Source organism: Comamonas sp. BIGb0124, assembly GCF_003752175.1.
Taxonomy (GTDB): domain Bacteria; phylum Pseudomonadota; class Gammaproteobacteria; order Burkholderiales; family Burkholderiaceae_C; genus Comamonas_F.
This window is the reverse complement of the sequence record NZ_RJVF01000008.1, coordinates 34900-60532: the sequence shown is the minus strand read 5'-3', so window position 1 is coordinate 60532 and position 25633 is coordinate 34900. Positions and strand designations below refer to the sequence as shown.

23 protein-coding genes and 1 riboswitch are annotated in these 25633 nt (G+C 66.5%); of the genes, 8 read left to right on the top strand and 15 right to left on the bottom strand.

Annotation, left to right across the window (positions count from 1 at the left end; all coding sequences use genetic code 11):
- Positions 1-12 precede the first annotated feature (12 nt).
- The 6 genes from EC845_RS01535 (at position 13) to EC845_RS01510 (ending at position 5276) form a co-directional block, all read left to right on the top strand.
- Positions 13-828, top strand: a complete 816-nt coding sequence (locus EC845_RS01535) for an MBL fold metallo-hydrolase (RefSeq protein WP_123295465.1) — start codon at positions 13-15, stop codon at positions 826-828.
- 208 nt (positions 829-1036) lie between these two features.
- On the top strand, positions 1037-1816 hold the full coding sequence (locus EC845_RS01530; protein WP_123295464.1) for an enoyl-CoA hydratase: 780 nt from the start codon (positions 1037-1039) through the stop codon (positions 1814-1816).
- Between the two features lie 23 nt (positions 1817-1839).
- Positions 1840-2517 (top strand): glutathione S-transferase, encoded by a 678-nt coding sequence (locus tag EC845_RS01525; protein WP_123295463.1) that lies wholly within the window; start codon positions 1840-1842, stop codon positions 2515-2517.
- 50 nt (positions 2518-2567) lie between these two features.
- Positions 2568-3230, top strand: coding sequence for a site-2 protease family protein (locus tag EC845_RS01520; protein WP_370451221.1), 663 nt, complete (start codon positions 2568-2570; stop codon positions 3228-3230).
- Between the two features lie 61 nt (positions 3231-3291).
- Positions 3292-4632 (top strand): tryptophan--tRNA ligase, encoded by a 1341-nt coding sequence (locus EC845_RS01515; RefSeq protein WP_123295461.1) that lies wholly within the window; start codon positions 3292-3294, stop codon positions 4630-4632.
- 47 nt (positions 4633-4679) lie between these two features.
- Positions 4680-5276: a response regulator transcription factor gene (locus EC845_RS01510; RefSeq protein WP_123295460.1), complete on the top strand. Its 597-nt coding sequence runs from the start codon at positions 4680-4682 to the stop codon at positions 5274-5276.
- A gap of 91 nt (positions 5277-5367) precedes the next feature.
- Here the strand turns inward: EC845_RS01510 and EC845_RS01505 are convergent, their stop codons facing one another.
- The 15 genes from EC845_RS01505 to EC845_RS01435 all read right to left on the bottom strand — a co-directional run bounded on the left by EC845_RS01505 (position 5368) and on the right by EC845_RS01435 (position 23429).
- Positions 5368-6819 carry a HAMP domain-containing sensor histidine kinase gene (locus EC845_RS01505; RefSeq protein WP_158615580.1) on the bottom strand — a complete coding sequence of 484 codons (1452 nt, stop codon included), beginning with the start codon at positions 6817-6819 and terminating at the stop codon, positions 5368-5370.
- A 74-nt stretch (positions 6820-6893) separates the two neighbouring features.
- Positions 6894-7463 carry a cob(I)yrinic acid a,c-diamide adenosyltransferase gene (gene cobO, locus EC845_RS01500; RefSeq protein WP_123295458.1) on the bottom strand — a complete coding sequence of 190 codons (570 nt, stop codon included), beginning with the start codon at positions 7461-7463 and terminating at the stop codon, positions 6894-6896.
- Between the two features lie 10 nt (positions 7464-7473).
- On the bottom strand, positions 7474-8265 hold the full coding sequence (locus EC845_RS01495; RefSeq protein WP_123295457.1) for an ABC transporter ATP-binding protein: 792 nt from the start codon (positions 8263-8265) through the stop codon (positions 7474-7476).
- Positions 8262-9242, bottom strand: a complete 981-nt coding sequence (locus EC845_RS01490) for a FecCD family ABC transporter permease (protein WP_370451248.1) — start codon at positions 9240-9242, stop codon at positions 8262-8264. The genes EC845_RS01495 and EC845_RS01490 overlap by 4 nt, the downstream gene beginning before the upstream one ends.
- A 68-nt stretch (positions 9243-9310) precedes the next feature.
- Positions 9311-10414 carry an ABC transporter substrate-binding protein gene (locus EC845_RS01485; RefSeq protein WP_233597896.1) on the bottom strand — a complete coding sequence of 368 codons (1104 nt, stop codon included), beginning with the start codon at positions 10412-10414 and terminating at the stop codon, positions 9311-9313.
- A gap of 35 nt (positions 10415-10449) precedes the next feature.
- Complete coding sequence (locus EC845_RS01480) at positions 10450-12321, bottom strand: TonB-dependent receptor domain-containing protein (protein WP_123295455.1); 1872 nt, start codon at positions 12319-12321, stop codon at positions 10450-10452.
- Between the two features lie 80 nt (positions 12322-12401).
- Positions 12402-12699, bottom strand: a riboswitch (cobalamin riboswitch).
- Positions 12700-12820: 121 nt separating this feature from the next.
- Positions 12821-14167, bottom strand: coding sequence for a diguanylate cyclase (locus EC845_RS01475; RefSeq protein WP_123295454.1), 1347 nt, complete (start codon positions 14165-14167; stop codon positions 12821-12823).
- 213 nt (positions 14168-14380) lie between these two features.
- Positions 14381-15601 carry an MFS transporter gene (locus tag EC845_RS01470; protein WP_199739696.1) on the bottom strand — a complete coding sequence of 407 codons (1221 nt, stop codon included), beginning with the start codon at positions 15599-15601 and terminating at the stop codon, positions 14381-14383.
- Positions 15602-15712: 111 nt separating this feature from the next.
- Positions 15713-16153: a PaaI family thioesterase gene (locus EC845_RS01465; protein WP_123295453.1), complete on the bottom strand. Its 441-nt coding sequence runs from the start codon at positions 16151-16153 to the stop codon at positions 15713-15715.
- Between the two features lie 107 nt (positions 16154-16260).
- Entirely contained in the window at positions 16261-17055 is a 795-nt protein-coding gene (locus EC845_RS01460) for an SDR family oxidoreductase (RefSeq protein ID WP_123295452.1), read from the bottom strand.
- Between the two features lie 173 nt (positions 17056-17228).
- Positions 17229-17531 carry a Dabb family protein gene (locus EC845_RS01455; RefSeq protein ID WP_123295451.1) on the bottom strand — a complete coding sequence of 101 codons (303 nt, stop codon included), beginning with the start codon at positions 17529-17531 and terminating at the stop codon, positions 17229-17231.
- 48 nt (positions 17532-17579) lie between these two features.
- Entirely contained in the window at positions 17580-18209 is a 630-nt protein-coding gene (locus EC845_RS01450) for a YqhA family protein (protein WP_123295450.1), read from the bottom strand.
- A gap of 226 nt (positions 18210-18435) precedes the next feature.
- Positions 18436-19611: an acetyl-CoA C-acyltransferase gene (locus EC845_RS01445; protein ID WP_123295449.1), complete on the bottom strand. Its 1176-nt coding sequence runs from the start codon at positions 19609-19611 to the stop codon at positions 18436-18438.
- On the bottom strand, positions 19608-21737 hold the full coding sequence (locus tag EC845_RS01440) for a 3-hydroxyacyl-CoA dehydrogenase NAD-binding domain-containing protein (protein ID WP_123295448.1): 2130 nt from the start codon (positions 21735-21737) through the stop codon (positions 19608-19610). The genes EC845_RS01445 and EC845_RS01440 overlap by 4 nt, the downstream gene beginning before the upstream one ends.
- Before the next feature lie 63 nt (positions 21738-21800).
- Positions 21801-23429, bottom strand: coding sequence for a 3-(methylthio)propionyl-CoA ligase (locus tag EC845_RS01435; RefSeq protein ID WP_123295447.1), 1629 nt, complete (start codon positions 23427-23429; stop codon positions 21801-21803).
- Between the two features lie 241 nt (positions 23430-23670).
- On the opposite strand from EC845_RS01435, the gene EC845_RS01430 reads away from it, so the two are divergent.
- A complete protein-coding gene (locus EC845_RS01430; RefSeq protein ID WP_123295446.1) occupies positions 23671-25197 on the top strand; it encodes a YdiU family protein in 1527 nt (508 codons plus the stop codon).
- On the top strand, positions 25194-25628 hold the full coding sequence (gene msrB, locus EC845_RS01425) for a peptide-methionine (R)-S-oxide reductase MsrB (protein ID WP_123295445.1): 435 nt from the start codon (positions 25194-25196) through the stop codon (positions 25626-25628). Before EC845_RS01430 ends, msrB begins: the two co-directional genes overlap by 4 nt.
- The last annotated feature ends 5 nt before the right edge of the window (positions 25629-25633 follow it).

The following is a 25633-nucleotide window of genomic DNA, read 5'->3' as shown; positions in this document are numbered from 1 at the left end:
CCCCGTTTCGACATGCTTCGTTTCCGTAACCTCGCCAGCGGCAGCACGGGCAATGCCACCGTGGTCGAAGCCCAGCAGCCGCACAGCCTGCGCCCGACACGGCTGCTGGTCGACTGCGGGCTGGGCATCCGGCAGTTGCAGACCCGGCTGGCCGCAGCCGGCTTGGCGATCGACGATATCGACGGCATCTTCATCACCCACGAGCACAGCGACCACATCGGCTGCGTGGAAAAACTGGTCCACCGGTACGACAAGCCGGTCTGGATGAGCGCGGGCACCCGCTCTGCGCTGCCTCGCCTGGATTTTGGCCAAGCCTGGTGCGAGGCACGCGACAACCAGCCGGTGACCCTCGGCGACATCCGCTTCACACCTTTCACAGTGCCGCACGACGCGCGCGAACCCCTGCAACTCAGTTGTACGGACGGGGTGCACAAGCTGGGCATCGCAACCGACCTGGGCATGCCCACGCCCCATGTCATGCAGCACCTGCAGCAGTGCCACGCGCTGATCATCGAGAGCAACCATGATCCCGCGCTGCTGGCGGCCTCGTCCTATCCCTACTTCCTGCAGCGCCGCATCTCGGGCAGCCATGGCCACCTCGCCAATGCGGTGGCCGCCGAAATGGTCGCCGCCCTCATGCACGATGCCTTGGCGCTGGTGGTCGGAGCGCACCTGAGCCAGCAGAACAACCGGCCCGACATCGCCCGCCAGCACCTCGAACAGGCCGTCGCCGGGCTCGCCCACGCACCCGGGGTGGTCGTGGCCGACCCCGTGTCGGGCACCGCCTGGCACGATGTCACGCCGCTGCACGCCAGCCTCGCGGCCTGAGCCTGAGCCGCGAGAGTCCCGGCGCTTTACTGGCCGGGTTGTCCGCTGGGCGACAGCACCGGCTCCCGAACGGCTCCGGGCCCCACACCGGACCGGCCGTGGCGGCAGGCATCTTCGCTATAGTGGACAACCGGAACGGCACAGATTCTTGTGCCGCTCCGACGCCCGGACAGACCGGGCGGCAGTGCCATTCCACCGGAGACCCGCCGTGACTTATCAGAACATCCTGGTCCGAACCGAAGGCGAAAAAGTCGGCCTCATCACGCTCAACCGTCCCAAACAACTCAATGCCCTCAACGACGAGCTGATGGACGAACTGGGCCAAGCCCTGCTCGCGTTCGATGCCGATCCGGCCATCGGCGCCATCGTCATCACCGGCAGCGAGAAGGCCTTTGCCGCCGGCGCCGATATCAGCCGCATGGCGGGCTACGGTTTTGCTGACGCCTATGGCGGCAACTACATCTCGCGCAACTGGGAAGCCGTGGCCAAGGTCCGCAAACCCGTGATTGCCGCCGTTTCCGGTTATGCGCTCGGTGGCGGCTGCGAGCTCGCCATGATGTGCGACATGCTGATCGCGGCCGAGAACGCCCGGTTCGGCCAACCCGAAATCAAGCTGGGCGTGATTCCCGGTGCGGGCGGCACGCAACGGCTGCCACGCGCCGTCGGCAAGGCCAAGGCCATGGACCTGGCCCTCACCGGCCGCATGATGGATGCCGGCGAAGCCGAACGGGCCGGCCTGGTCAGCCGCATCGTTCCCACCGACAAGCTGCTCGAAGAGGCGCTGGGCGCCGCCCTGCTCATCGCGGGCTACGGCCAGTTGGCCGTGATGGCGGCCAAGGAGTCCGTCAACCGGGCCTTCGAGAGTGGCCTGGGCGACGGCATCCAGTTCGAGCGCCGGCTGTTCCACGCCCTCTTCGGCACCGAAGACCAGAAGGAAGGCATGCAGGCCTTCGTCGAGAAACGCCAGCCGGTCTTCAAGAACCGCTGAACGCCATCGTTCGAAAGCTTGCCGTGATCACCGTCCATCACCTCAACAACTCGCGTTCGCAGCGGGTGCTGTGGTTGCTCGAAGAGCTGGAACTGCCGTACGAGATCCAGCGCTACAAACGCAATCCGGAAACCATGCTGGCGCCGGCGTCCCTGCGTGCCGTGCATCCGCTGGGCAAGTCGCCGGTCATCACCGACGGTGACCGGGTGGTTGCCGAGTCGGGTGCCATCATCGAGTACCTCGTCGAGCGTCACGGACACGGCCGACTGATCCCCCCCGCCGGCACCGACGACCATTTGAAGTACCGCTATTGGTTGCATTTTGCGGAAGGCTCGGCCATGCCGCCGTTGCTGCTGAAACTTGTTTTCGACAAGATCGAACGCACGCCGATGCCGTTTTTCGTGAAGCCGGTGGCACAGCGCATCAGCCACAGCGTCAAGAGCCGATTCATCGTGCCGCAGTTGGCGGCACAGATGGAATACATGGAGTCGACCCTGGCCCGGAGCCCCTGGTTCGCTGGGGAAACCTTCAGTGCCGCCGATATTCAGATGAGTTTCCCGCTCGAGGCGGCCGCTGCACGCGGGGGGCTGGACGTGCGTTATCCGGCGCTGCGGACCTTCCTCGAAACCGTCCATGCCCGGCCGGCCTATGCCCGCGCGCTGGCCCGCGGCGGTCCTTACGAAATCGTGGGCGGCGACTGAAAGCGGACTTTACGCGGCAACATCGTTTCCGGATGCGACAATAGTCCATTGTGAATGCCGACATCCTCCAAACCGTTCTGATCTATGCCCTGCCCGTGCTGTTCGCCATCACGGTCCACGAGGCAGCGCATGGCTATGCAGCCCGCCACTTCGGCGACAACACGGCCGCCATGATGGGCCGGCTGACGCTCAATCCCCTCAAGCACATCGACCCCATCGGCACCATCCTGATGCCGGTGCTGCTGTACTTCGCAACCTCGGGTGCATTCCTGTTCGGTTATGCCAAGCCGGTGCCCGTCAATTTCAGCCATCTGCGCAATCCACGGCGCGACATGATCTGGGTCGCGCTGGCGGGGCCCATGTCCAACTTCGCTCAGGCCATACTCTGGGCGCTCGTGCTTTTCACGATGCTGCTCTCGGGCATCGACGAGCGTTTTTTCCTTGAAATGGCACGGGCCGGCATTCTGGTCAATCTGGTGATGTGGGCCTTCAACCTCTTTCCTATCCCTCCGCTCGACGGCGGCAGGGTGCTGGTGGCTCTGCTACCCTGGAAGCAGGCACAGGCCGTGAGCCGCATCGAACCTTACGGTTTTTTCATCGTCCTCGGCCTGGTCGTCGCCGGCGTGATGGGGTCGCTCTGGTTGCGCCCCTTGATTCTGCTGGGCTCCAGCATCATCAATCTACTGTTGTCACCGCTGCGTCTCCTGGCCTGAAACGATCTTTTTTGTAGTAAATAGTCGCTACAGGCGGACTGCCCGCCCGCGATCGAACAACATGACCATTCAACGTGTACTCACGGGAATCACCACGACGGGCACGCCCCATCTGGGCAACTATGTCGGCGCCATTCGTCCGGCCATCGAAGCCAGCCGCCAGCCCGACACCCAGAGTTTCTATTTCCTCGCCGATTTCCATGCGCTGATCAAGTGCGACGAACCGGCACGCATCCAGCGTTCCACGCTCGAAATCGCCGCGACCTGGATTGCCGCCGGTCTGGATCCCGAGCGCGTGACCTTCTATCGCCAGTCGGACATCCCCGAGATTCCGGAACTGATGTGGCTGCTGACCTGCGTGACCGGCAAGGGCCTGCTCAACCGCGCGCACGCCTACAAAGCCTCGGTCGACCGGAACGCCGCTGCCGGCCAGGATCCGGATGCCGACGTCACGGCTGGCCTGTTCATGTATCCGGTGCTGATGGCTGCCGACATCCTGATGTTCAAGTCCCACCTCGTCCCGGTGGGCCGCGACCAGGTCCAGCACATCGAGATGGCACGCGACATCGCCAGCAGCTTCAATCATCTCTACGGCGAGCACCTGGTGCTGCCCCAGGCTGCCGTCGACGAGCAGGTCTCGACCCTGCCCGGCCTCGATGGCCGCAAGATGAGCAAGAGCTACAACAACACCATCCCACTCTTCACGCCGACGGCCGGCCTGCGCAAGCTGATCGGCGGCCTGCTGACCGACTCGCGCCTGCCCGGCGAGCCCAAGGACGTCGAAGGCAGTGCCTTGTTCCAGATCTACCAGGCCTTTGCCACGCCCGCTGAAACCGAGGCCATGCGCCAGGCCTATGCCGACGGCGTGGCCTGGGGCGATGCCAAGGACCTGCTGTTCCAGAAGGTCGACACGACCGTGGCGCCCATGCGAGCCCAGTACGAAGACCTCATCGCCCATCCGCAGCGTCTCGAGGAAATCCTGCATGCCGGTGCAGCCAAGGCCCGCGCCCATGCGACCCCGCTGCTGGCCACGGTGCGCCAAGCAGCAGGCCTGCGCCCGCTGGTGGCCGTCGCCGCGCCTGCTGCCGCCCGAAACACGGCTGCGACGCGCAGCGCGAGCTTCAAGCAATACCGCGAAGCCGATGGCCTGTTCTATTTCAAGCTCAACTCTGCCGAAGGCCAGACTCTGCTGCAAAGCGGCGGTTTTGCCTCGCCCAAGGATGCCGCGGCACTGATCGCCCGGCTCAAGACGCAAGGCTGGCCCGCCTACCAAGCCGAGGTGACCCGGTTCGACCCGGTTGACGAAACCAGTCACTCCGCGTTACAAAACGTACTGAGCCAGCTTCAAAAAGATTCCGAGGCTGCATCGAATGCTGCACCGGATTCCGCCACCACACGGTGAGTTTTTCCTCGGTCAACCACCCACACTTGAACCGGCCACTACAAACCATGTGCCTTTACGTCATCGACGACCACCCGCTCATGAGCGATGCCATGGGCATCATGCTCCGCAGGCTCTATCCCGACGGCCAGATCGTCAAGCTGGCACGGCTGTCTGCGCTGGCCTCGGCCGTGCGCACGCACGGTGAGCCGCGACTGATCTGCCTCGACCTGAAGTTGCCGGACACCACCGGCGTCTCCGGTGTCATGCAGGTCCGTGCCATGTTTCCCGAACTGCCGCTGGCCGTGATTTCTGCCTCGCCTGCCGACGACATGGAAGGTCCCTGCCTGGCTGCAGGCGCCGACGTCTACATCGAGAAATCGGCACCGGCACAGCAGATCCAGTCCGCGCTGGCGAGCCTGCTGGCCATCGACGAAGACCTTGCGGAAACGGCAGGCGCCAGCAGCCAGACGCTGTCGAAGCGCCAGAAGCAGCTCATCGGCATGCTCGACGAAGGCCTGAGCAATCGCGACATCGCCGACAAGCTCGCCATCAGCGAGCACACCGTCAAGGTTCACCTGTGGCGGCTGTTCCGCCGGCTGCAGGTCAAGAATCGCAGCCAGGCCGTGCATTACGCACGCCGTCACGGCTACCTGCAGAGCTGACGGCTCGGCGGACGAGCCTGACCGGTCCACCGAGCAGGTGGATCCGCCGCGGCCTTCGGGCCGTTTTTTTTTTGCGCGGCCGAAGCCGCCCTCAGAGGGCCGAGACTTCGGCGGCCACCCGGGCCTGCGGGTCGATCTGGCTGGTCACGCTGTCGTCGAGCGTGATGCGGAAGGTCGATCCGCGCCCCACGCGCGAACGCATGCGCAGCGAATGGCCCAGCGCGTGCGCGAGCCGCGAGACGATGGCGAGCCCCAAACCGACGCCACCGGTCGACGGGCTGCGCGCAAACGACGGCACGGTGATGAACTCGCCGAAGATGTCGTTCTGGTATTGCTCGGGGATGCCCTGACCGGTGTCGACCACGCTGACGCAGGCCCTGTGGTGCCCGCCGGGGGTGACACGGATCTGCAGCGACAGCAGGATTTCACCGCTGTGGGTGTACTTGATGGCATTGTCCAGCAGGTTGCCGACGATGCGCCGCAATTGCACCGAATCGGACAGCTGCGTCACGTGCCGGCTCGGCAGACGCAGGCGCAGCACCAGACCTTTTTCGCGCGCCAGCGGCTCGAACACCACGTACAGGTCGTTCAGCATCTGGTCGACACGCACCGGTGCGATGCGAAGGCTCATGCCGCCCGACTCGATCTGCGCATAACTCAACAGCGAGTCGAACAGGTTGTTGATGGCGCGGCTGGCCTGCACGATGCGGGGGGCCAGCTCGCCGCCTTGCGAAGGATCGTCTTCGAGGTACTGGGCATAGAGCGACAGCGCATGGATGGGCTGGCGGATGTCGTGGCTGGCAGCGGCCAGCAGCCGGTTCTTCAGTGCCGCGGCGCGCAAGGCGGCTTCGGTCTTGCGGGTCAGCGAGCGCGTGAGCTGCTGGTTGCGGTACTGCAGCCTGAAAGTGCTCTGCAGCACCTGATGGAAACGGTCGCCCCCCATGAGCAGGATCAGCCAGCACAGACCGACGATGATCATCAGGAAACTCTCGATCACCGGAATGTCGCTCCAGCCCACCGACAGCGCGTGGACGAGCATGACGGCGATCACGCCGCCGAACGCAAAACTCGTGTACCAGTACAGCACGGCGGGCCACGAAGAAAAACGATCGACGGCCATCGCGATGAAGGTGACCATGATGAGCAGGAATGCCGCCTGCAGCGAGATCGAGACCTTGCCGTAACACATCCAGAAGGCAACCGCCCACACCAGACCGCTGACCGCCCACAGCCAGCCGATGCGCAACTTGAAGCGTCTCAGCATGCCGTCTTCCGAGAGGCTGGCGTGCAGCTTGAGGTAGCGGGTGTAGACGTAGTGCCGCACGAAGATCAGCGCCAGGGCGAGTGCCAGCCAGGCCAGCACGGCCGTGTGGTCGATCTCCTGCCACAGCAGGATGGACGTGGTCAGCACGATGGCGATGCGCAGCGGCGTGCCCGAATACGAGTTGTGCATGAACACGTCGAGCAGCCTGGCGTCGACCCACTGGTCACGCCTTGCACGGCTCTCGGCGGATTTGGCCTGATAGGAATCGGTATTCGGCATAAGGGATTGCGGACGGTCTGAGCGCCCAAGCATACGTGAGGTCGGGCTCCTCGGGGCCGTCGGCGAGCCCCGACTCAATCTTCGATGCCGCGCTGCGCCGGTATGCCGGCATCGAAAGCATGTTTGACGGCACGCATCTCGGTGACCGTATCCGCCAGACCCACGATCTCCGGGGGACAGTCGCGCCCGGTGAGCACCACATGCACCGAACTTGGCCGCGCCTGCAGCGTGGCGAGCACGTCGGCCAGATCGAGCCAGCCGTAGATCAGCGGGTACGTGACCTCGTCGAGCGTGACCATGAAGAACTCGCCGCTCAGGATGTCGGCCCGGGCACGCGCCCAGCCGTCTCGCGCGAGCTGCGCCGAGTGTTCGAGATCCTTGCTTTTCCAGCTGAAGCCATCGCCCAGTCCCTCGATCGGCACGCCGAGTGTCTCGAACGCGCGGTGTTCGCCGAAACGCGCACTGGGCACTTTCATGAACTGGTAGATCTTCACGGCCTTGCCCCGGCCATGGGCACGCATCGCCAGACCGAAGGCGGCCGTGCTTTTGCCTTTGCCGTTGCCGGTGTTGACGATGATCAGGCCGCGGCGCTCGCCGGTGGGCTTCTCGTAAGGGGTTTCGGTGGGAGGGACAACAATTTCCATAGTCGTTCTTTCAATGCGGAAGGACAAGCCAATGGCCGTTCACGGCGTGCAATTCGATGCGGCCGTCGAACACATCGATCAGGCACTGGCGGGTCGCGGCCTCGGCCACGGCGCCATGGTGCAGCACCTGCCCGTTGCGCACCAGCAGCAGATCGTCGGCCTGCAGGGCCGCGCCCAGCTCGTGAAGCACGGTGAGCAACGTCGTGCCCGCGTCGCGCAGGCCACGCACCAGCTTCACCCAGTCGGCTTGATGGGGCGGATCGAGATTGGTCAGGGGCTCGTCCATCAGCATGACCTCTGCCTGCACCGCCAGCACGCGGGCCAGCAGGACCCGCTGGCGTTCACCGCCCGACAAGGTGGAAAACAGGCGGTCGGCCAGCGCTTCGCAGCCGGCCAGAACCATGGCGCGGGAGACGGCGTGGGCATCTCCATCGCCGGGCCGGCCCAGCCACCCCTGATGGGGCAGACGCCCCAGCATGACGATGTCGCGGACGTGCAGCTCGGCACTGACGGCTTCGTCCTGGCCCAGCCAGGCGAGGGTGCGGGCTCTTTCACGGCCGTTCCAGTCGTTCAGCGGCCGTCCCAACAGCTCCACACCGCCGCGCCGGGCCGGCAGCAGACCCGCCAGCGCCTTGAGCAGGGTCGACTTGCCACTGCCGTTGGGACCCACCATGGCCGTCCAGCGGCCGGCGGGCAAACGCAGATCGGCTGCATGCACGATGTCGCGTCCGGCCAGACGGATGCTCAGGTCGTGTGCGGCCAGCGCGCCCCTGTCGGATGGAGACGGTGTCGTGGGTTTCACGCCTGGCGCCTCGACATCATCCACAGCAGATAGACACCGCCGAGCAGCGCGGTCAGCACGCCGACCGGCAGCTCCTGCGGGGCCATGGCAGCCCGCGCCAGGATATCGGCCGCCAGCAGCAACGCGCCGCCCATGAGGGCCGAAAGCAGCAGCAGGCTGCGATGCAGCGGACGCACCGCCAGCCGAACCAGATGCGGCGCAACCAGACCGATGAAGGCCACCAGGCCGACCTGCGCCACGGCGGCGGCCGTTCCCAGCGCCAGCGCACCGATCAGCACGGCTTGGGCCAGCCCCAGCGGCAGCCCCAGGCTGCGGGCGGAATCGATGCCCAGGCTGAGCACATCCAGCGCCCGCGCACAGGCCCATGCAGGAAGCACCACGCCCACGGCGGCGATCGCCAGCACCCCGGCTGCCGTCCAGCCGGCAAAGGCCGTCGTGCCCAGCATGAAGACCTGCATGGCCTGCAGCAGTTGGGGGTGGCGCGCCATCGCGAGCGAAGCCAGCGCGCCCAGGACCATGCTGACCACGACGCCCGCCAGCAGCAGGCGCAGCGGCTGACGCGTGCCGCGGGCCAGCGTCAGGGTCAGCAGCACGGCCAGCACGGCGCCGCAAAAGGCCGCCCCGGTGAGACCCAGATTCAAGCCCAGGCTGTCCAGTCCGGGCGTTGCACCGACGGCGATCAACAGCAGCGCGACAGCCAGGTTGGCGCCTGCCGCACTGCCCAGCAGATACGGATCGGCCAGTGGATTGCGGAAGAGCCCTTGCGCGATCGCGCCGGACAGGCCCAACAGCGCGCCGGCCAACCAGGCGCACAGCGTGCGGGGCAGACGCACCTCCCACACCACCGTGGCCAGCGCCGAGGACGGATCGAAGAACACGTCGCGCCAGGCCGTCCACGGCATCCAGCCCAGGCTGCCGATGAGCAGCCCGGCGACCATCATCGCCCCGGTCGCCAGAGCCAGCATCGTGGCCAGCATGACCTGCGCGCGGGCCGACGACTCGGCTCTTGCAGGCTCGGTCGCAAACGTCTGGGCAGAAGGAGCGCTCACGGGCGCCTCCCGGCGTCGGGGGCGGCGTCCCCGCGTGCGTCCACCCGCTCGCCGCGCAGGCCGGCCATGCGTCCCGCCAGGCAGTCCGCCAGCAGCCGCGCGGCGTCGCCCAGCCGGGGTCCGGGGCGGACCAGCACATCCATCTCGTCGGCAGCGAAAACGCAGACGGCGTCCTGCTGCAAGGCACGCAGTCGAGACCAACCGGGTCGCGACGCCATCTCGCGCGCACCGTAGGCGCCGACGACGATGCGATCGGGCTGCGCCTGCAGCACGGTTTCCGGGTTGAGGCGAGGATAGGCTCCCAGTTCGGCAGAGACGATGTTGCGGGCTCCCAGCCGTTCCATCAACCCGCCGATGAACGAAGACGGGCCGGCCGCATAGGGGCCGCTGGCCAGTTCGACATAAAGCCGCTGACGGGCCTGGGCCGGCTTCAGCGTGGCGGCGGCCTGTGTCACCTCGGCGTCGAGCGTGTGCCACAGAGACTGCGCGCGGCGCGGTGCGTCGGGCAAGCCCAGCATGCGTGCGGTGCGCTCCAGCACCCGGGCGACGTCGTCCAGCGATTGCGGCTCGAACGAGGCGACGTTCAACCCCAGCGCTTCGAGCCGGACCGCGGCGCGCGACGAGCGGGACAGCAGCACCAGATCGGGGCGCAAGGCCACGACACGTTCGATCTGCGTCGTGTCCAGTCCCCCCAGGCGCGGCAACGCGGCCGCCTGCGGGGGCCAGTTGGAATAATCGTCGACCCCGACCAGCCGGTCGCAGGCGCCGAGCGCACAGACCGATTCGGTCAGCGAGGGCAACAGGCTCACGATACGGGCCGGCGGGCCGGACAGACGGACGGTCTGGCCACGGTCATCCTGCAGCACGATCGCCGCCGCGTTAGACGGCGCGCCCTCGGCGGCCTGGACGAGCCCGCCCGACAGCGTCATCAGGGTGACGGTCGCCCCCAGCACCACGCCGGCAGCGCGCCGCAACATGCCACCGCCACCGCCACCTCCCCCGCCCCCGCCCCTCTGCGGACGATGCGGTGGCGAAGGGCGCCGTGCGGGCACGAAACGCACCGCACGGGCCAGGCGAACGCGGGCCGGGATCAGGCTCATGAGCGGATTGTCGCCGAGCGCGTCGCCAAGGCCGATCAGCGCGGTTGCCAGCGCAGCGTCAGGAATGCTTCACGGCCCGGCTGGTTGTAGCCGTAGGCGGTCTCGTAGTCCTTGCCGGCCAGGTTGTTCAGGCGCAGTTGTGCGCTCCAGTCGCGGTTGATGGCGTAGCTGGCATACAGATCGGCCGTGGTGTAGCCGCCGAGCACCTTCTTTTCGGTCGCATAGGTCGCGTCGTTGAAGAAGGCTTCCTCGCGTTCGCCCACCACACGCAGCGCGCCACCCAGTTTCCAGGCACCCAAGGGATAGTCGGCACCGGCGGTGAGCTGGCGCCTGGCGCGGCGCGGCAGCAGGTCGCCCGTCACGGTGTTGCGGGGATCCAGCAGATCGAGATTGGCGTACAGCGACAGATCCTGCAGCTGGCCGCGGTAGCCCAGGCTCCAGCCTTCGATGCGGGCATACGGAATATTCACCGGACGAGCGCCCGAGGTGATGAAACCACGGATCTTGTTGCGGAAATAAGTGGCCGACAGTTCTTGCCCCGCCGCCGACCAGGTCAGGCCGATCTCGCCGTTGCGGCCCTTTTCGGGTTCGAGCTTGGTATTGCTGAAACCCGGGTAATACAGCTGGTTGAACGACGGCGCCACAAAACTCGTGCCGTAACTGGCATGAGCACGCAGGCTGGGCAGCAATTGATAGCCATAGCCCAGCAGACCGGTGGTCTTGTCACCGAATTGCGAGTTGTCGTCCCGGCGCACGCTGGCCTGCCAGGTGTGGCCTGCAGCCTCGCCATTGATGCCGGCAAACACCGACGTGATCGAACGGCGTGTCACCTCATACGCAGTCGTGCCGTCGACACGCTGGTCCAGCCGCTCCAGGCCGGCCACCACGGTGCCGACCGGCGTGACGATGTCGTTCTGCCATGTCAACTGATCCTGACGGGTCTTGAAGATGTCGGCAGACTGGCCGCTGACGGTCCAGTCCTTGCTGTCGTCGCGGCTTTGACGGTAGTCGATGCGTGTGGTCCAGACCCGGGTGACCTGTCCCTTGAGACCCAGACGGCCGACAAAGGTGTTGAGGCGGCCGTGCGGGTTGTCTGCCGGGACGGCCGCAAAGCTGCTGTCGTAATAGCTGCCGTCGTAATAGTTGCTGCTCTCGCTGCGCAGGAAACCGCCGGACAAGGTCCAGTCACGCGTCAAGTCCCAATCGAAAGCGCCATCGACGGAACGTTGACGGAAGCCGTCGCGATCCGGGTTGTAGGCTGCGGCATATTTGCCGTTGGTCGCCGAGATCCCGCCGTCGTTGAAGCCGCTCGCATTGAGGCTGTAGCCGACCTGGCCGGCCTTGCCGCTCACGCCTGCGGCCGCACCGCGGTAGTCGTGGCTGCCCACGGTGACTTCGGCATAGGGATGGGCACCGTCCTGGGTGCCGCGCCGCGTGAAGATCTGCACCACGCCACCCGCAGCGTCGGCACCGTACAGCGAAGAGGCCGGCCCCTTGAGCACTTCGATGCGCTCGATGCTGGCCAGCGGGATGTTGTTCCAGGTCGGTATACCCAGCGTGGCCGAACCATAGCGCACGCCGTCCACCAGCAGCAGCGTATGGCGCGATTCCGCACCACGGATGAAGACACTGCCGGCCTTGCCCCGTCCACCGTTGGCGGCGATCTGCACACCGGCGTATTGCTGCAGCACTTCCGCAAGCGTGCGGCCGGCAGACTGCTCGACCTGCTCGCGGGTGATGACGGTGACGTCGCTCACCACCGCATTGGCACGCGCCTCGCTGCGGGTGGCCGTGACCACGGTTTCAGCCAGTTGCGGTTCTTTGTTGTTCTGGGCCTGAGCGGACGTCGCCAGCCATGCAGCGGCGGCCAGTGCGGTCAAGCGCACGGTGGGGTGAAAAATAGCCATTGGAATGAGAAAAGCACGGACCCCCTGGACCGCCCTCCCCGACAATCCTTGGGTAATGTGGCGCGCCCTGCATGAAGCAGGCCGGCAGCCGCTGTGTTGGCCGGTATCCGGGCTGGCGGCACGCCTGCATCGCCTTCCCAGCCGCTTGTTCAAGGCAGCCAGTGGCATCTGTGATGCAGGTGGGGCATCGGGATGGACCTGTCGGGTACACGCTCTCACGCCGTACCCCACCCTCCTCCATCCAACCCCGTCCGCTTGACCGTTGCGGGGGCAGCGCAGGCACGAGCACGGCATCCTGTCTGCCGCGGCTCTCCTGCTTCCCGTTGAACTGCCACCCACTGAACATGAATGGCGAGCACCAACGCGGCGATTGTAGCGGTCCGGCTTCCGGCCATGCCTTCGTTACCGGGTATCGCTAACGGCCGCTGCACAAATGTGACTGCAATGCGACACCCCGCCGGGCCGGCTCGCGTGTCAGCCGGGTCCGAAGGCGGCTCGCTCAGGCCGATGCCACGGGGCAGGCCTGCGACCACAGCGCGTCGTGCACCACGATCTGGTTGCGTCCGGCGCTCTTGGCGCGGTACAGCGCCTGGTCGGCCGCCTGCAGCAGGCAGGACGCAGCCGAATCCGCATCGAAGGGTTGCCGGGACACATCGGGATACAGCGTGGCGACACCCGCGGACAGGGTGATGCCACTCGCCGGTTGCGCGCCTTCGGGCATCTGCAGGCCGCGCATGGCCTGCTGAAGACGCAAGGCCACCGCATGGGCGCCCTCGGGCGGGGTATGCGGCAGCACCGCCATGAACTCTTCGCCGCCGAAACGCCCCAGGCAATCACCCTTGCGGCTGATCACCGTGGCGATCTTGTCGGCCACCAGCCGCAGGCACTCGTCTCCGGCCTGGTGGCCGAAACGATCGTTGTATTGCTTGAAGTGGTCGAGATCCAGCATCAACAGCGAGGTGGGAGCGCCTGCGCGGTGTGCACGGGCCAGTTCGGTCCGCAGCACGCTGTCGAGGTGGCGGCGGTTGAACAGGCCGGTGAGGTAGTCCTCGTAGGCATGGCGCGCCAGTTGGCGGTTCATGCGCGCGAGCTCCTGTTCGACATTCTTCTGAGCGGTGATGTCCGTCATGGCAACCGACAGCCGCGGACGATCGCGCGGATCGTCGGGAAGCGTGGTGATGGTGAGATGGAACCAGCGCGCACCGATCTCGAGCTCGGGCTGCGCCTCGCTGCCCAACGTATCGAGAGCGGCGAAGCTGGCCACCAGACAGGCGTCGAGTCCGGGCAGGAACTGGCTCACAGGCTGCCCCTCGATGGCCGAAGTCGCCATGCCCAGCACGGCTGCCAGCGCCTGGTTGGCCATCACGAAACGCCGCTGCACGTCGACGATGCACAAGGGCACGGGCACGAAGTCGCAGACGGCCTCGAGTTGCAGATAGCGCTCGCCGATATCGGTGATGTCGCGATCGATCCCCCGGTAACCCACGAAGTCGCCGGCCGGGTTGAACAACGGCACCCCGCTGGTTTCGAGAACGACGATGGAGCCGTCGGGCCTGACATTGCGGTTGACCAACCCCCTGAAGGCCGAGTGCGTCGACGCGTACTGCTGGAAAATGCGCATCACGCGCTGCTGCTCGCCGTCGGGCATGAAGTCGAACGGCGTCCGGCCGACGACGTCCTCGGGCGGACGACCCAGCAGAACCCGGCACGCATTGGAGCTATAGGTGTAGCGGCCCTGGGCATCGACTTCCCAGATCCAGTCGGTGTTGTAGTCGAGTATCGATTGCAGATGACGCAGCGTCGTGGCTTGACTTGCCTGCTGCGCGGTGTTTTCGGTCGCATCCATGTCTTGCTTGGCCTATCACGACATTATTGTGTCGACAGGCAATTTTTGACCTGTCCCCCCTTACTGAACCGAAGAGTGTTCCACAGCCGTTCGCCGGACTCAACCCTTTTTGCCCGGGTCGATCGGGCAAAAATCCCTCGAAAACCGAGCGAGTCAGCATAAGACGACCGCATGCAGTCACCTGGTGCTAGCAAAACAAAAGTTTGACTTGGATCAGTTCAAACGGTCTCGCTGCGCAAGTTCCGGAAACAGCCGCCGCCAGCACAGCGCCACGGCAATCGTCCCCACCCCGCCCAGCACCACCGAGCCCACCGGTCCCAGCAAGGCCGCCGTGGCACCCGACTCGAACTCGCCGAGCTGATTGCTCGCGCCGATGAACACCGAGTTGACCGCGCTCACCCTGCCGCGCATGGCGTCGGGCGTCTCGAGCTGCACCAGGGTCTGGCGCACGACCACGCTGACCATGTCCATGGCACCGGTCACGGCCAAGGCCGCCATGGACAGCACCAGATTGCGGGAGAACGCAAACACCAGCGTGGCCACGCCGAAGATCGCCACCGCGGCCAGCAGTCGGGGCCCCACGCGCCGCTCGAGCGGCCAGCGGGTCAGGATCACCGAGGTGACCAGCGCGCCCAAGGCCGGCGACGCCCGCAGCAGGCCCAGGCCCCAAGGCCCGGTGTGCAGGATGTCCTTGGCGAACATGGGCAGCAAGGCCACCGCGCCCCCCAGCAGCACCGCAAACAGATCGAGCGAGATCGCGCCCAGCACCGGCTTGCGCTGCCAGATGAAACGCACACCGGCGAACAGGCTGTCGAGAGACATCGGCGCACGCGCCTGGGGCGTGTAGTTGTAGCGCAGGCCCGCCATCAGCAGGCAGCCGCCGATGAACAGCACCGCGCTGGTGGCGTACACCGCCGAGGCGCCCGCCACAAAGATCAGGCCCCCCAGCGCCGGCCCGCCGATGATGGCCGCCTGCAGCCCGGCCGACGAGAAAGCCATGGCCCGCGGCAGCATGGCCGGCGGCACCAGCGAAGGCACAAGCGACTGCTGCGCCGGCATCTGGAACGCCCGCACCATGCCCAGCACGACCGAGATCCCCAGCAGCAGATCGCGGGTGACCCAGTGGCCTTCGGTCGCCGTCACCAGCATGATGGCCGACACCGCATCGACACCGAGGCAGATCGCCACGATGCGCGCACGGTTGAACCGGTCGGCCGCATGGCCCGCCAGCAGGGTCAGGAGCAGCGCGGGGGCGAACTGGTAGAGGCCGACCAGGCCCAGGTCCCAGGCGCTGCCGGTCAGGTCGTACATCTGCCAACCGATGGCGACCATCAGCATCTGCGTGGCCGCGGTGCCCAGCAGACGTGTGCCCCAGAACCTGATGTAGGACCGCAGGGCCAGCAGGTCCCGGAAAGTGGGTCGGGTGTCGGGCATGGGGTGATGGTCGGCAGGCATGGGGCGCGACTTTAGCGCAAACGCCCGTCCCTTGCTTGCGCGCGGCTTCCCGCCAGGGCGATGGCCGCACCCGCCCGAACGCGGTCGCCCTCAGTCGGTCGAGACGGGACGCAACCCCTGCGTGCTGCGCGGCCCCACGGGCAGGCGCTTGACATACTTGAAGGTGCCGGTGGCGTGGGCACACAGCTGGCCGGCGGCATCGACGATGCGTGCTTCGGTGAACGCCATGGTGGCGGTGCGGTGCAACAGCTTGCCGTGAGCCACCAGTGCCCCCCGGGAGGGCCGCATGAAGCTGGTCTTCATCTCGATGGTCACCGCGCCCATGTCTTTTTCGACACTGCGCGCAGCGGTCGCCATCGCAACATCGAGCAAGGTCATGCAGGCACCGCCGTGGGCCACGCCGAACGAGTTGAGGTGGGCTTCCTCGGGGGTGTAATGCAGTTCCGAGGCGCCATCGGCAAACTGTTCGAGCGTGAAGCCCAGCAGGCTGACGAAGGGAATCTCGACGCCGAAACGGGGATCGGGTGTCATGGGGCTAGTCCTTGTGGCGGGTCCGTGCCGGTGCAAAGCCGGGTGCGATCGGGGCGAGACCCCCTGCATCCGCTCGTCTGCGCGGGCAAACCGCCACTCTAACCTGCTCAGCCGCCGGTCACCACGCTCATGCCGCCGTCCACGGCCAGCCACTGCCCGGTGATGTGTTTGCCGGCGTCCGATGCAAAGAGCAGGCACAGGCCCTTCAGGTCCTCGTCGTCGCCGAGCCGTCGCAGCGGGGCGCGGGCCGCCATGGCGTCCGGCCCGCCCGTGGCCTCGAGCAGGCCATGGGTCATCTTGCTCGGGAAGAAGCCCGGGCAGATCGCATTCACCCGGATGTTGTAGCGTCCCCATTCGGCCGCCAGCGCCCGGGTGAAATTGATGGCTGCACCCTTGGAGGTGTTGTAGGCCAGGGTCTGCATGGACACCGGATTGCCCCCCAGCCCGGCAATCGAGGCCAGATTGATGATGCTGCCGCCTTGCCTGGGAATCATCGAGGCCCGTGCCACGGCCTGCGACAGCAGGAAATAACCGCGGACATTCAGATTCATGACCTTGTCCCAGGCTTCGAGGGGATGCGACTCGGCGGGGGCGCCCCAGGTGGCACCGGCGTTGTTGACCAGGATGTCGAGATGGCCGAGGTGCCGATGGGCGTCGTCGCACAGGCGCTGGAGGTCGGCGGGATCCGCACAGTCGGCGGCCGCGGCGTGCACGTCGTGCCCGGCACTGCGCAGGCCGGCGGCGGCCTGCTCGAGCTCGGCGGCCTTGCGCGAACTGATGACCACGCGGGCGCCGGCCTCTGCAAGGGCCTGGGCGAACTGCAGTCCCAGTCCGCGTGAACCGCCCGTGACCAGGGCCGTGCGGCCCTCGAGATTGAACAGTTGCTGGATGTTGCGCGCCATGTCGTCTCCTGCCGGCCCGGTGGTCGTGCCCTGCCCCGCGCCTGCGGTACAGGGGCAGGCCCAGTGCCTGCACGCGTCATTGTGCGCACAAGAGATGGCCTCTCCTGTCTCAGTCGCGATAGCCCGATCGGGGGCCTTTTCGAGCGCCGATCAACGGCCGCCCGGAACGGCCATCACACGGTGTAGTCCATGCATTGGCGCTCCTTGCGCGCCGCACTCATGAAGGGCTTGAGCGCCACATGCTGAGGATGGTTCTGATAGGCGTCGAGTGCTGCCTGGTCCTCGAACGCCGAGTACAGCACCAGATCGTAGGTGCAGTCCATCCCCGGCTGCGCGATGGCCACTTCGAAGGCCAGCGTGCCGGGGACCAGCGATGCGCACGCATCGAGCAGCGCCTTGGCGCGCGTCAGGTTGGCGGCCTTGTCGGCGCCGTCGGCCTGCTCGTGGAAAGTCCAGAAAACGATGTGTTTGATCATGGAAGATGAAGGGCACGGCACGCCGAAACGCACCGTACCCGGCTCGGTTCAGTGGTCGGATACGTCCTTGCCATGGCCCACAGGGGTCATGAGGCGGTCGCAATAGGCGATCGCGATGGCGGACAGCAGGAAGGTGATGTGAATCACGGTCTGCGAGATCAGCACCTTGTCCGAATAGTTGTCGGCATTGATGAAGGTCTTGAGCAGATGGATGGAGCTGATGCCGATGATGGCCGTGGCCAGCTTGACCTTGAGCACGCTGGCGTTGACGTGGCTCAGCCATTCCGGCTGGTCGGGATGGCCCTCGAGGTTCATGCGCGAGACAAAAGTCTCGTAGCCGCCCACGATCACCATGATCAGCAGGTTGGAGATCATCACCACGTCGATCAGCGCCAGCACCACCAGCATGATGATGGTCTCGTTGAGACCGGTGGGCATGACATCGGTCTTGTAGCCGATGCTGCTGACCAGCTTGTGCAGCGCGTCGGTGTTGCCGAAGGCCGCCTCGAGCAGATGGACCAATTCAACCCAGAAGTGAAAAACGTAGATGCCCTGGGCCAGGATCAGGCCCAGATACAGCGGCAGTTGCAGCCAGCGGCTGGCAAAGATGAGATGCGGCAGAGGCCGGATCGGAAAACGTGCTTTTTCGTGCGAGACAGGTTTACGGGGGGTGCTCATGGAAGAAGACAGGACAAACACCAAAATCGGTGCAAGCGCGGACCCTGAGGCCGCGGCAACGGGACGATCGGGCGATCGCCCCGCGCGGAAGTCTAGCCCAGCTCATGGCGCTGCGGCGTGACAAACGTCCGCAGATCACTCCATCTCAACGAGGAGAGTTCCTTTTTTCATAGCAATGAGTACCCATCCGATGGATCGGGCACAGGCTTTCAGTTCATCATGGATTTCAAAGAATTTCGAAAATCCCGGCGGCCCCCATGCCGCCGCCGATGCACATCGTGACCGCGACGCGCCGGGCGCCACGGCGTTTGCCCTCGATCAAGGCATGCCCGACCAGCCGCTGGCCGCTCATGCCGTAAGGGTGGCCCACGGCAATCGCGCCACCGTTGACGTTCAAGAGATCCGGCGGAATGCCCAGCCGGTCGCGGCAGTAGAGAACCTGCACCGCAAACGCTTCGTTGAGCTCCCACAAATCGATGTCCTTCACGGACAGGCCCAGCCGATCCAGCACTTTGGGCACCGCGAAGACCGGGCCGATGCCCATCTCGTCGGGCTCGCAGCCGGCGACGGCAAACCCCAGGAACCGGCCCAGCGGCACCAGCCCGTGGCGCTGGGCGTAGGTCTCGTCCACCACCACACAGGCGCCTGCTCCGTCGGAGAACTGGCTGGCATTGCCGGCCGCCACCCGTCCGCCCGGCAACGCAGGGCGTATGGTGCTGACCGCCTCGAACGTGGTGCCGGGGCGTATGCCTTCGTCGTCGCTGACCGTGAGCTCGCGTGTGCGCAGCCCGGTGACGGCATCGGCCAGGCCGGCAACGACCGTGATGGGCGCGATCTCGTCCGAGAACAGCCCGGCCCGGCGTGCCGCCTCGGCCTTCTGCTGGCTGGCGGCGCCGTACCGGTCCATGGCCTCCCGGTCGATGCCGTAGCGCTGGGCGACCTGTTCGGCCGTCTGGAGCATGTTCCAGTAGATCTCGGGCTTGTGCTCGAGCAGCCAGGACTCTTCGGCCATGTGGCGGTTGGCCTCGTTCTGCACACACGAGATGCTCTCGACGCCACCGGCCACCAGTACCTCGCATTCACCCGCGACGATGCGCTGAGCCGCCAGCGCGATGGTCTGCAGACCCGACGAGCAGAAACGGTTCACCGTCATGCCGGACGTGGTGACCGGGCAGCCCGCGCGCAGGGCGATCTGGCGCGCGATGTTGCCGCCGGTCGCCCCCTCGGGGGTTGCGCAGCCCATCAGGACGTCCTCGACCTGCGCCGGCTCCAGCCCGGCGCGAAGGATGGCGTGCTGCACGGCATGCCCGCCCAGCGTGGCACCGTGGGTCAGGTTGAAGGCGCCCTTCCAGCTCTTGGCCAGGGGCGTGCGGGCGGTTGAAACGATGACGGCGCGGCTCATGACGCGGCTCCTCCTCTTGAATGATCGGCCCCGAACGAGCCGCCTTGAGCGGCCAGTTTCTCGAGCAGGGGTGCGGGCTGCCAGAAAGCGGCGTCGTCGTGCGGATTGGCGGCGAACCGCCGCATCGTCTGCACCACCGACAGCAGGCCCTGCTGGTCCGCAAAATGCATCGGTCCGCCCCGCCAGACCGGAAATCCGTAGCCCGTGAGGTAGACCATGTCGATATCGCCGGACTTGGCAGCGATGCCTTCCTCGAGCAGCCTGGCCCCCTCGTTGACCAGCGCATAGACCAGGCGCTGCACGATTTCCTGGTCGCCGATGCGGCGCGGTGCGAGACCCAGAGTCGCGCGGTGCGCCTCGATCATCTGCGCGACCTCGGCGCTCGGCAGCGCCGAACGCTGGCCGGGCTGGTAGTCGTACCAGCCGGCACCGGTTTTCTGGCCGAACCGGCCCATTTCGCACAGCCGGTCGGCGGTGCCGCTGTAGCGCATGTCCGGTTGTTCGCTGTAGCGCCGCTTGCGGATGGCCCAGCCGATGTCGTTGCCCGCCAGGTCGCTCATGCGGAACGGCCCCATGGCGAGTCCGAAGCGCTCGATGGCCTGGTCGATCTGGCCCGGCGTGGCCCCCTCGTCGAGCAGAAAACCGGCCTGCCGAAAGTATTGCTCGAGCATGCGGTTGCCGATGAAGCCGTCGCAGACCCGCGCGACCACGGCCGTCTTCTTGATCTGGCGGGCCAGGGCCATCGCGGTGGCCAGCACGTCGGGTGCGGTTTCGCGTCCACGCACCACTTCCAGCAGCTTCATCACATGGGCCGGGCTGAAGAAGTGCAGCCCCACCACATCCTGCGGCCGTCGCGTGCAGGCGGCGATGCGGTCGACATCGAGTGTGGAGGTATTGGTGGCCAGGATGGCACCGGGCTTGGCGACCGCGTCGAGCCGCCGGAACACCGCAGCCTTGACATCGAAGTCCTCGTATACCGCCTCGATGAGCAGATCGGCCCGGCCCAGGTCGCTGTCGTCGAGCGTCGGCTGCAGCAGGGCCAGCCGCTGGGTACAGGCTTCGGCCGACAGCTTTCCTTTCTTGACCCGGCCCTCGAAGATGCGGGTCACGGCGGCAGTGCCACGCTCGAGTGCCTCCGCGCTGCTCTCGAGCAAGGCCACGGGCAAACCGGCATCGAGGAAGTTGACCGCGATGCCGCTGCCCATGGTGCCCGCGCCCACCACGCCGACGGCCAGGACCGGCCGCCGCGGGGTGTCATCGGGCACATCGGCGATACGGGCCGTGCCGCGTTCGGCCAGAAACACATGGCGAAGGGCCCGGCTCACGGGTGTGTACATGAGGCCCATGAAACGCTCGCGCTCGTAGGCCAGCCCGACCTCGAACGGACGTGTGGTGGCGGCCTCCACCGCATCCACGCAGGCCAGCGGAGCCGGGATATGGGGTGCCATCGCACGAGCCGTGTTGCGCGCGAACTGAAAGAACGCCGCGCCCTGCGGATGTCCGGCCGGAAGCCGGCGCACCTGCGGCAGCGGACGGTCAGCCGCGACCGAACGCGCAAACGAAACCGCGGCATCGCGCAGTTGCTGCGGATCGCTGACCAGCAGATCAAGCAGCTTCTGGCCCGGCAGCCGGGCCACGGCCTCGGCCAGCACGGCTTCGCCCGACAGGATGAGGTTGAGCGCCGCCTCGACACCCAGCACGCGCGGCAGGCGCTGCGTCCCTCCGGCTCCGGGCAGCAGGCCGAGCTTGACCTCGGGCAGCGCCAGCCGCGTGCCGGCCGAAGCCACCCGGTAATGACAGCCCAGCGCGAGCTCCAGACCGCCCCCCATGGCCGCGCCATGCAGGGCCGCCACCACGGGCTTGCCGAACGACTCGATGAGCTCGATCACATCCAGCAAGTGCGGGGACTGCATGGCCCGGTCGGTGCCGAATTCCTTGATGTCGGCTCCGCCCGAGAACGTCCGGCCCGCGCCGTCGAGCACCACGGCCTGCACCGCGCCGTCGGACTGCGCGCGCAGCAGCGCCTGAACCACGGCACGCCGCGTGGCGAGGTCCAGGCCATTCACGGGCGGGTGATCCAGCGTGATCACGGCGATGTCGCCGAGGAATTGGTAAAGAGCAGTCATCCGCTTGCTTTCAGACACAGAAACATGGACATGGAACAGACCGCTCCCGGCCGGCCGCGCCGATCAGGCCCCGGGCCAACGGTAATCCTTGAGCTGCTCGCGCAGCCGGGTCTTGAGCATCTTGCCGGTCGCGCCGAGCGGGATCGCATCGACAAAGATCACATCGTCGGGCACCTGCCATTTGGCGGCCTTGCCGTGGTAATGCTGCAGCAGTTCCTCGCGGCTGACCGTGCTTCCGGGCCTGCGCGCCACCACCACGATGGGCCGTTCGTCCCACTTGGGGTGGGGCATGCCGATACACGCCGCCATGGCCACCCCGGGATGCGACATGGCGAGGTTCTCGATCGCGATCGAACTGATCCACTCGCCGCCCGACTTGATCACGTCCTTGCTGCGGTCGGTGATCTGCAGGTAGCCGTCCTCGTCGATGGTGGCGACATCGCCCGTGGGAAACCAGCCGTTGACCAACGGCCCCTCGCCCGCCTGGCGGTAATAGCCCTCGACCACCCAGGGGCCCTTCACATAGAGATCGCCAAAGGTCTGGCCATCGTGCGGCAGAGCGCGTCCGTCGTCGCCCACGATCTTCATGTCGACGCCGAAGATGGCACGCCCCTGCTTGGCCAGCAGGGTGCGTTTGAGGCTTTCGTCCATGCCGTCGTGTTTGCTCTTGAGCGTGGCCAGCGTCCCCAGCGGACTCATCTCGGTCATGCCCCAGGCATGCATGGCCCGCACGCCGTAATCGCGCTCGAAGGTGTCGATCATGGCCGGCGGGCAGGCCGAGCCGCCGATCACCGTGCGCTGCAGCGTGGAAAACCGCAGGCTGTGGGTCTGCAGATGGGTCAGCAGCATCTGCCAGACCGTCGGCACGCCGGCGGCGAAAGTCACGCGCTCGCTTTCCATCAGTTCGTAGAGCGACTTGCCATCCAGGCCCGGACCCGGAAAGACCAGCTTGGCCCCCACCAGCGGCGCCGAGTACGGAATGCCCCAGGCATTGACGTGGAACATCGGCACCACGGGCAGCACCACGTCGCGCGCCGACAGCGCCATCACGTCGGGCAGACTGGCGGCGTAGGCATGCAGGACGGACGAACGGTTGCTGTACAGCACGGCCTTCGGATGGCCGGTGGTGCCGCTCGTGTAGCACATGCCGCAGGCGGTGTTCTCGTCGAACTCGGGCCAGCTGTAGTCGTCGCCGTGCTCGGCCAGCACGCTTTCGTAGGCCAGCAGTCCCGGAATGCCGGTGTCGCGCGGCAGGTGTTCCTCGTCCGTCAGGGCCACCCAGTGCCGCACACCGGGGCACTGCTTGCAGATGGCCTGCACGATGGGCAGGAAGGTGAGGTCGAAGAACAGCGCCTGGTCGTCGGCATGGTTGACGATCCAGACGATCTGCTCGGGATGCAGCCGCGGATTGAGCGTGTGCACCACCCGGCCGCTGCCACCGGCGGCGTAATAGAGCTCCAGGTGGCGATAGCCGTTCCAGGCCAGCGTACCGATGCGCGCACCCGGCAGTTCACCCCACGCGTCGAGCGCATTGGCCAACTGCCGCGCCCGGCGGGCCACGTCCCGGTAGGTGCACCGGTGCAGGTCACCCTCCACCCGGCGCGACACGATCTCGCTGTCGCCATGGTGGCGCTCGGCGAAACTCAGCAGATTGGAAACCAGCAAGGGCTGTTTCTGCATCAATCCCAGCATGGGCTGTCTCCTGGTTGGGCCGGCCTGCTCCGGCCAGGCGTTCTGTGGCGGTCCGCCCTATGGTAGACCGAGCCCGCCCCTGCAGAATCCGAGGGGATGCTGCAAAAAATCAGTGCTTTCCCGCGTGATGCACGATGTTGTCGCCTGCATGACACCTGCGGCATCGTCACATCGGCCTGCCGCGCGTAGGTCTACTTCGCGCCGGCCTGCTCGCCCTGCACAGGAGAGGGACAATAGAGTCATGCAGACTGCTTCCTTCACGGCTTCCTCCGAATCCACCCCCAGCCCGGCCGACCCGACCGCCGGCGCCCCTCTGGCCGGCAGGCCAGCCTGGCTCAACCGCTTTCACAGCCTGGGACCGGCCTTCTCGACCGCATGGCCTGCGCGCGCCCTGCCCGGCCCTCACTGGGTGGCCCGCAACGAGGGCCTGGCACGCGAGCTCGGCCTGGACCTCGATTGGTTGGCGAGCGACGAAGCGCTGGATGTCTTCACCGGCAACCGTCCCTGGGGCGGCAACGCCAGCATCGCCACCGTCTACAGCGGGCATCAGTTCGGCATGTGGGCCGGCCAGTTGGGCGACGGGCGGGCCCTGCTGCTCGGCGAAACCCGCACGGCCGCCGGCCCGATGGAGTTTCAGCTCAAGGGATCCGGCCCCACGCCGTATTCGCGCATGGGCGACGGGCGCGCCGTGCTGCGCTCGTCCATCCGGGAGTTCCTCGCCAGCGAGGCCCTGCATGGCCTGGGCGTGGCCACCACCCGCGCGCTGTGCATCACCGGCTCGCCCGCCCCCGTGCGGCGCGAGGAAACCGAAACGGCCGCCGTGGTCACCCGCGTGGCACCCAGCTTCATTCGTTTTGGCCATTTCGAGCACTTCTCGCACAACGGCCTGCATGACGAGCTGCGGCAGTTGGCCGACTTCGTCATCGCGCACCACTACCCCGGTTGCGCCGATGAAACCCAGCCCTACACCGCCTTGCTCGCCGCCGTCACGGCACGTACGGCGGCGCTGATGGCGGACTGGCAGGCCATCGGTTTCTGCCACGGCGTCATGAACACGGACAACATGAGCATCCTGGGCCTGACCCTGGACTACGGTCCCTTCCAGTTCCTCGACGGCTTCGATCCCACCCACATCTGCAACCACAGCGACCATCAGGGCCGCTATGCCTACAACCGGCAGCCGAATGTGGCGATGTGGAACCTGTATGCACTGGGCCAGGCCCTGATGCCGCTCATCGGCGATTCGGACACCGCACTGGCCGCACTCGAGACCTACAAAGCCGACTTTCCCGGATTGCTGCGCCGGGCCATGGGCGCCAAGCTCGGCCTGCCGGAGCTCGATGCCGACGGCGAGATCCGTCTGCTCAATCCGCTGCTCCAGCTCATGGCCCGGGAGCGCACCGACTACCCCATCTTCTGGCGCCGCCTGAGCGAGGGGCTGCCGGGCACACCGCAGTTCGAGGCCGTGCGCGACCTGTTTCTCGATCGCCCGGCCCTCGACGCCTGGGCGGCCGACTACACCGCGCACGTGGCGGGGCGCGACACCGCGGCCATTTCGGCCGCCATGCTGCGCACCAATCCCAAGTACGTGCTGCGCAACCATCTGGCGCAAACCGCCATCGAAGCCGCCGAGAACGGCGACTTCCAGCCCACGCAGGACTTGCTGAGCGTGCTGTCGTCCCCATATGACGAACACCCGCAGCACGACGCGCTGGCTGGATTCCCCCCGGACTGGGCCTCCAACATCACCATCAGTTGCTCATCATGACCCACGATCAGACCGCCAATCAGCCTTCGCAACCACAACGCAGCGACGCCGAATGGCGTGCCATCCTCGCCGACAAGAACGCCGAGCCGGTGGCATTCGAAGTCACTCGCCATGCCGCCACCGAACGTCCGTTCACCGGCAAGTACAACCGTGTGTGGGACGATGGCAGCTATCACTGCATCTGCTGCGGTGCGCTGCTGTTCGACGCCAGCACGAAGTTCGACGCAGGCTGCGGCTGGCCGAGTTTTTCGGAAGCCGTGCCGGGCGCCATCCGCGAAATCGTCGACCGCAGCCACGGCATGGTACGCACCGAAACGGTCTGTGCCAGTTGCGACGCCCACCTCGGCCATGTGTTTCCCGACGGTCCGGCACCCACCGGCTTGCGCTACTGCATGAACTCCGCTTCGCTGGACTTCGAGCCCAAAGGCTGAACGGG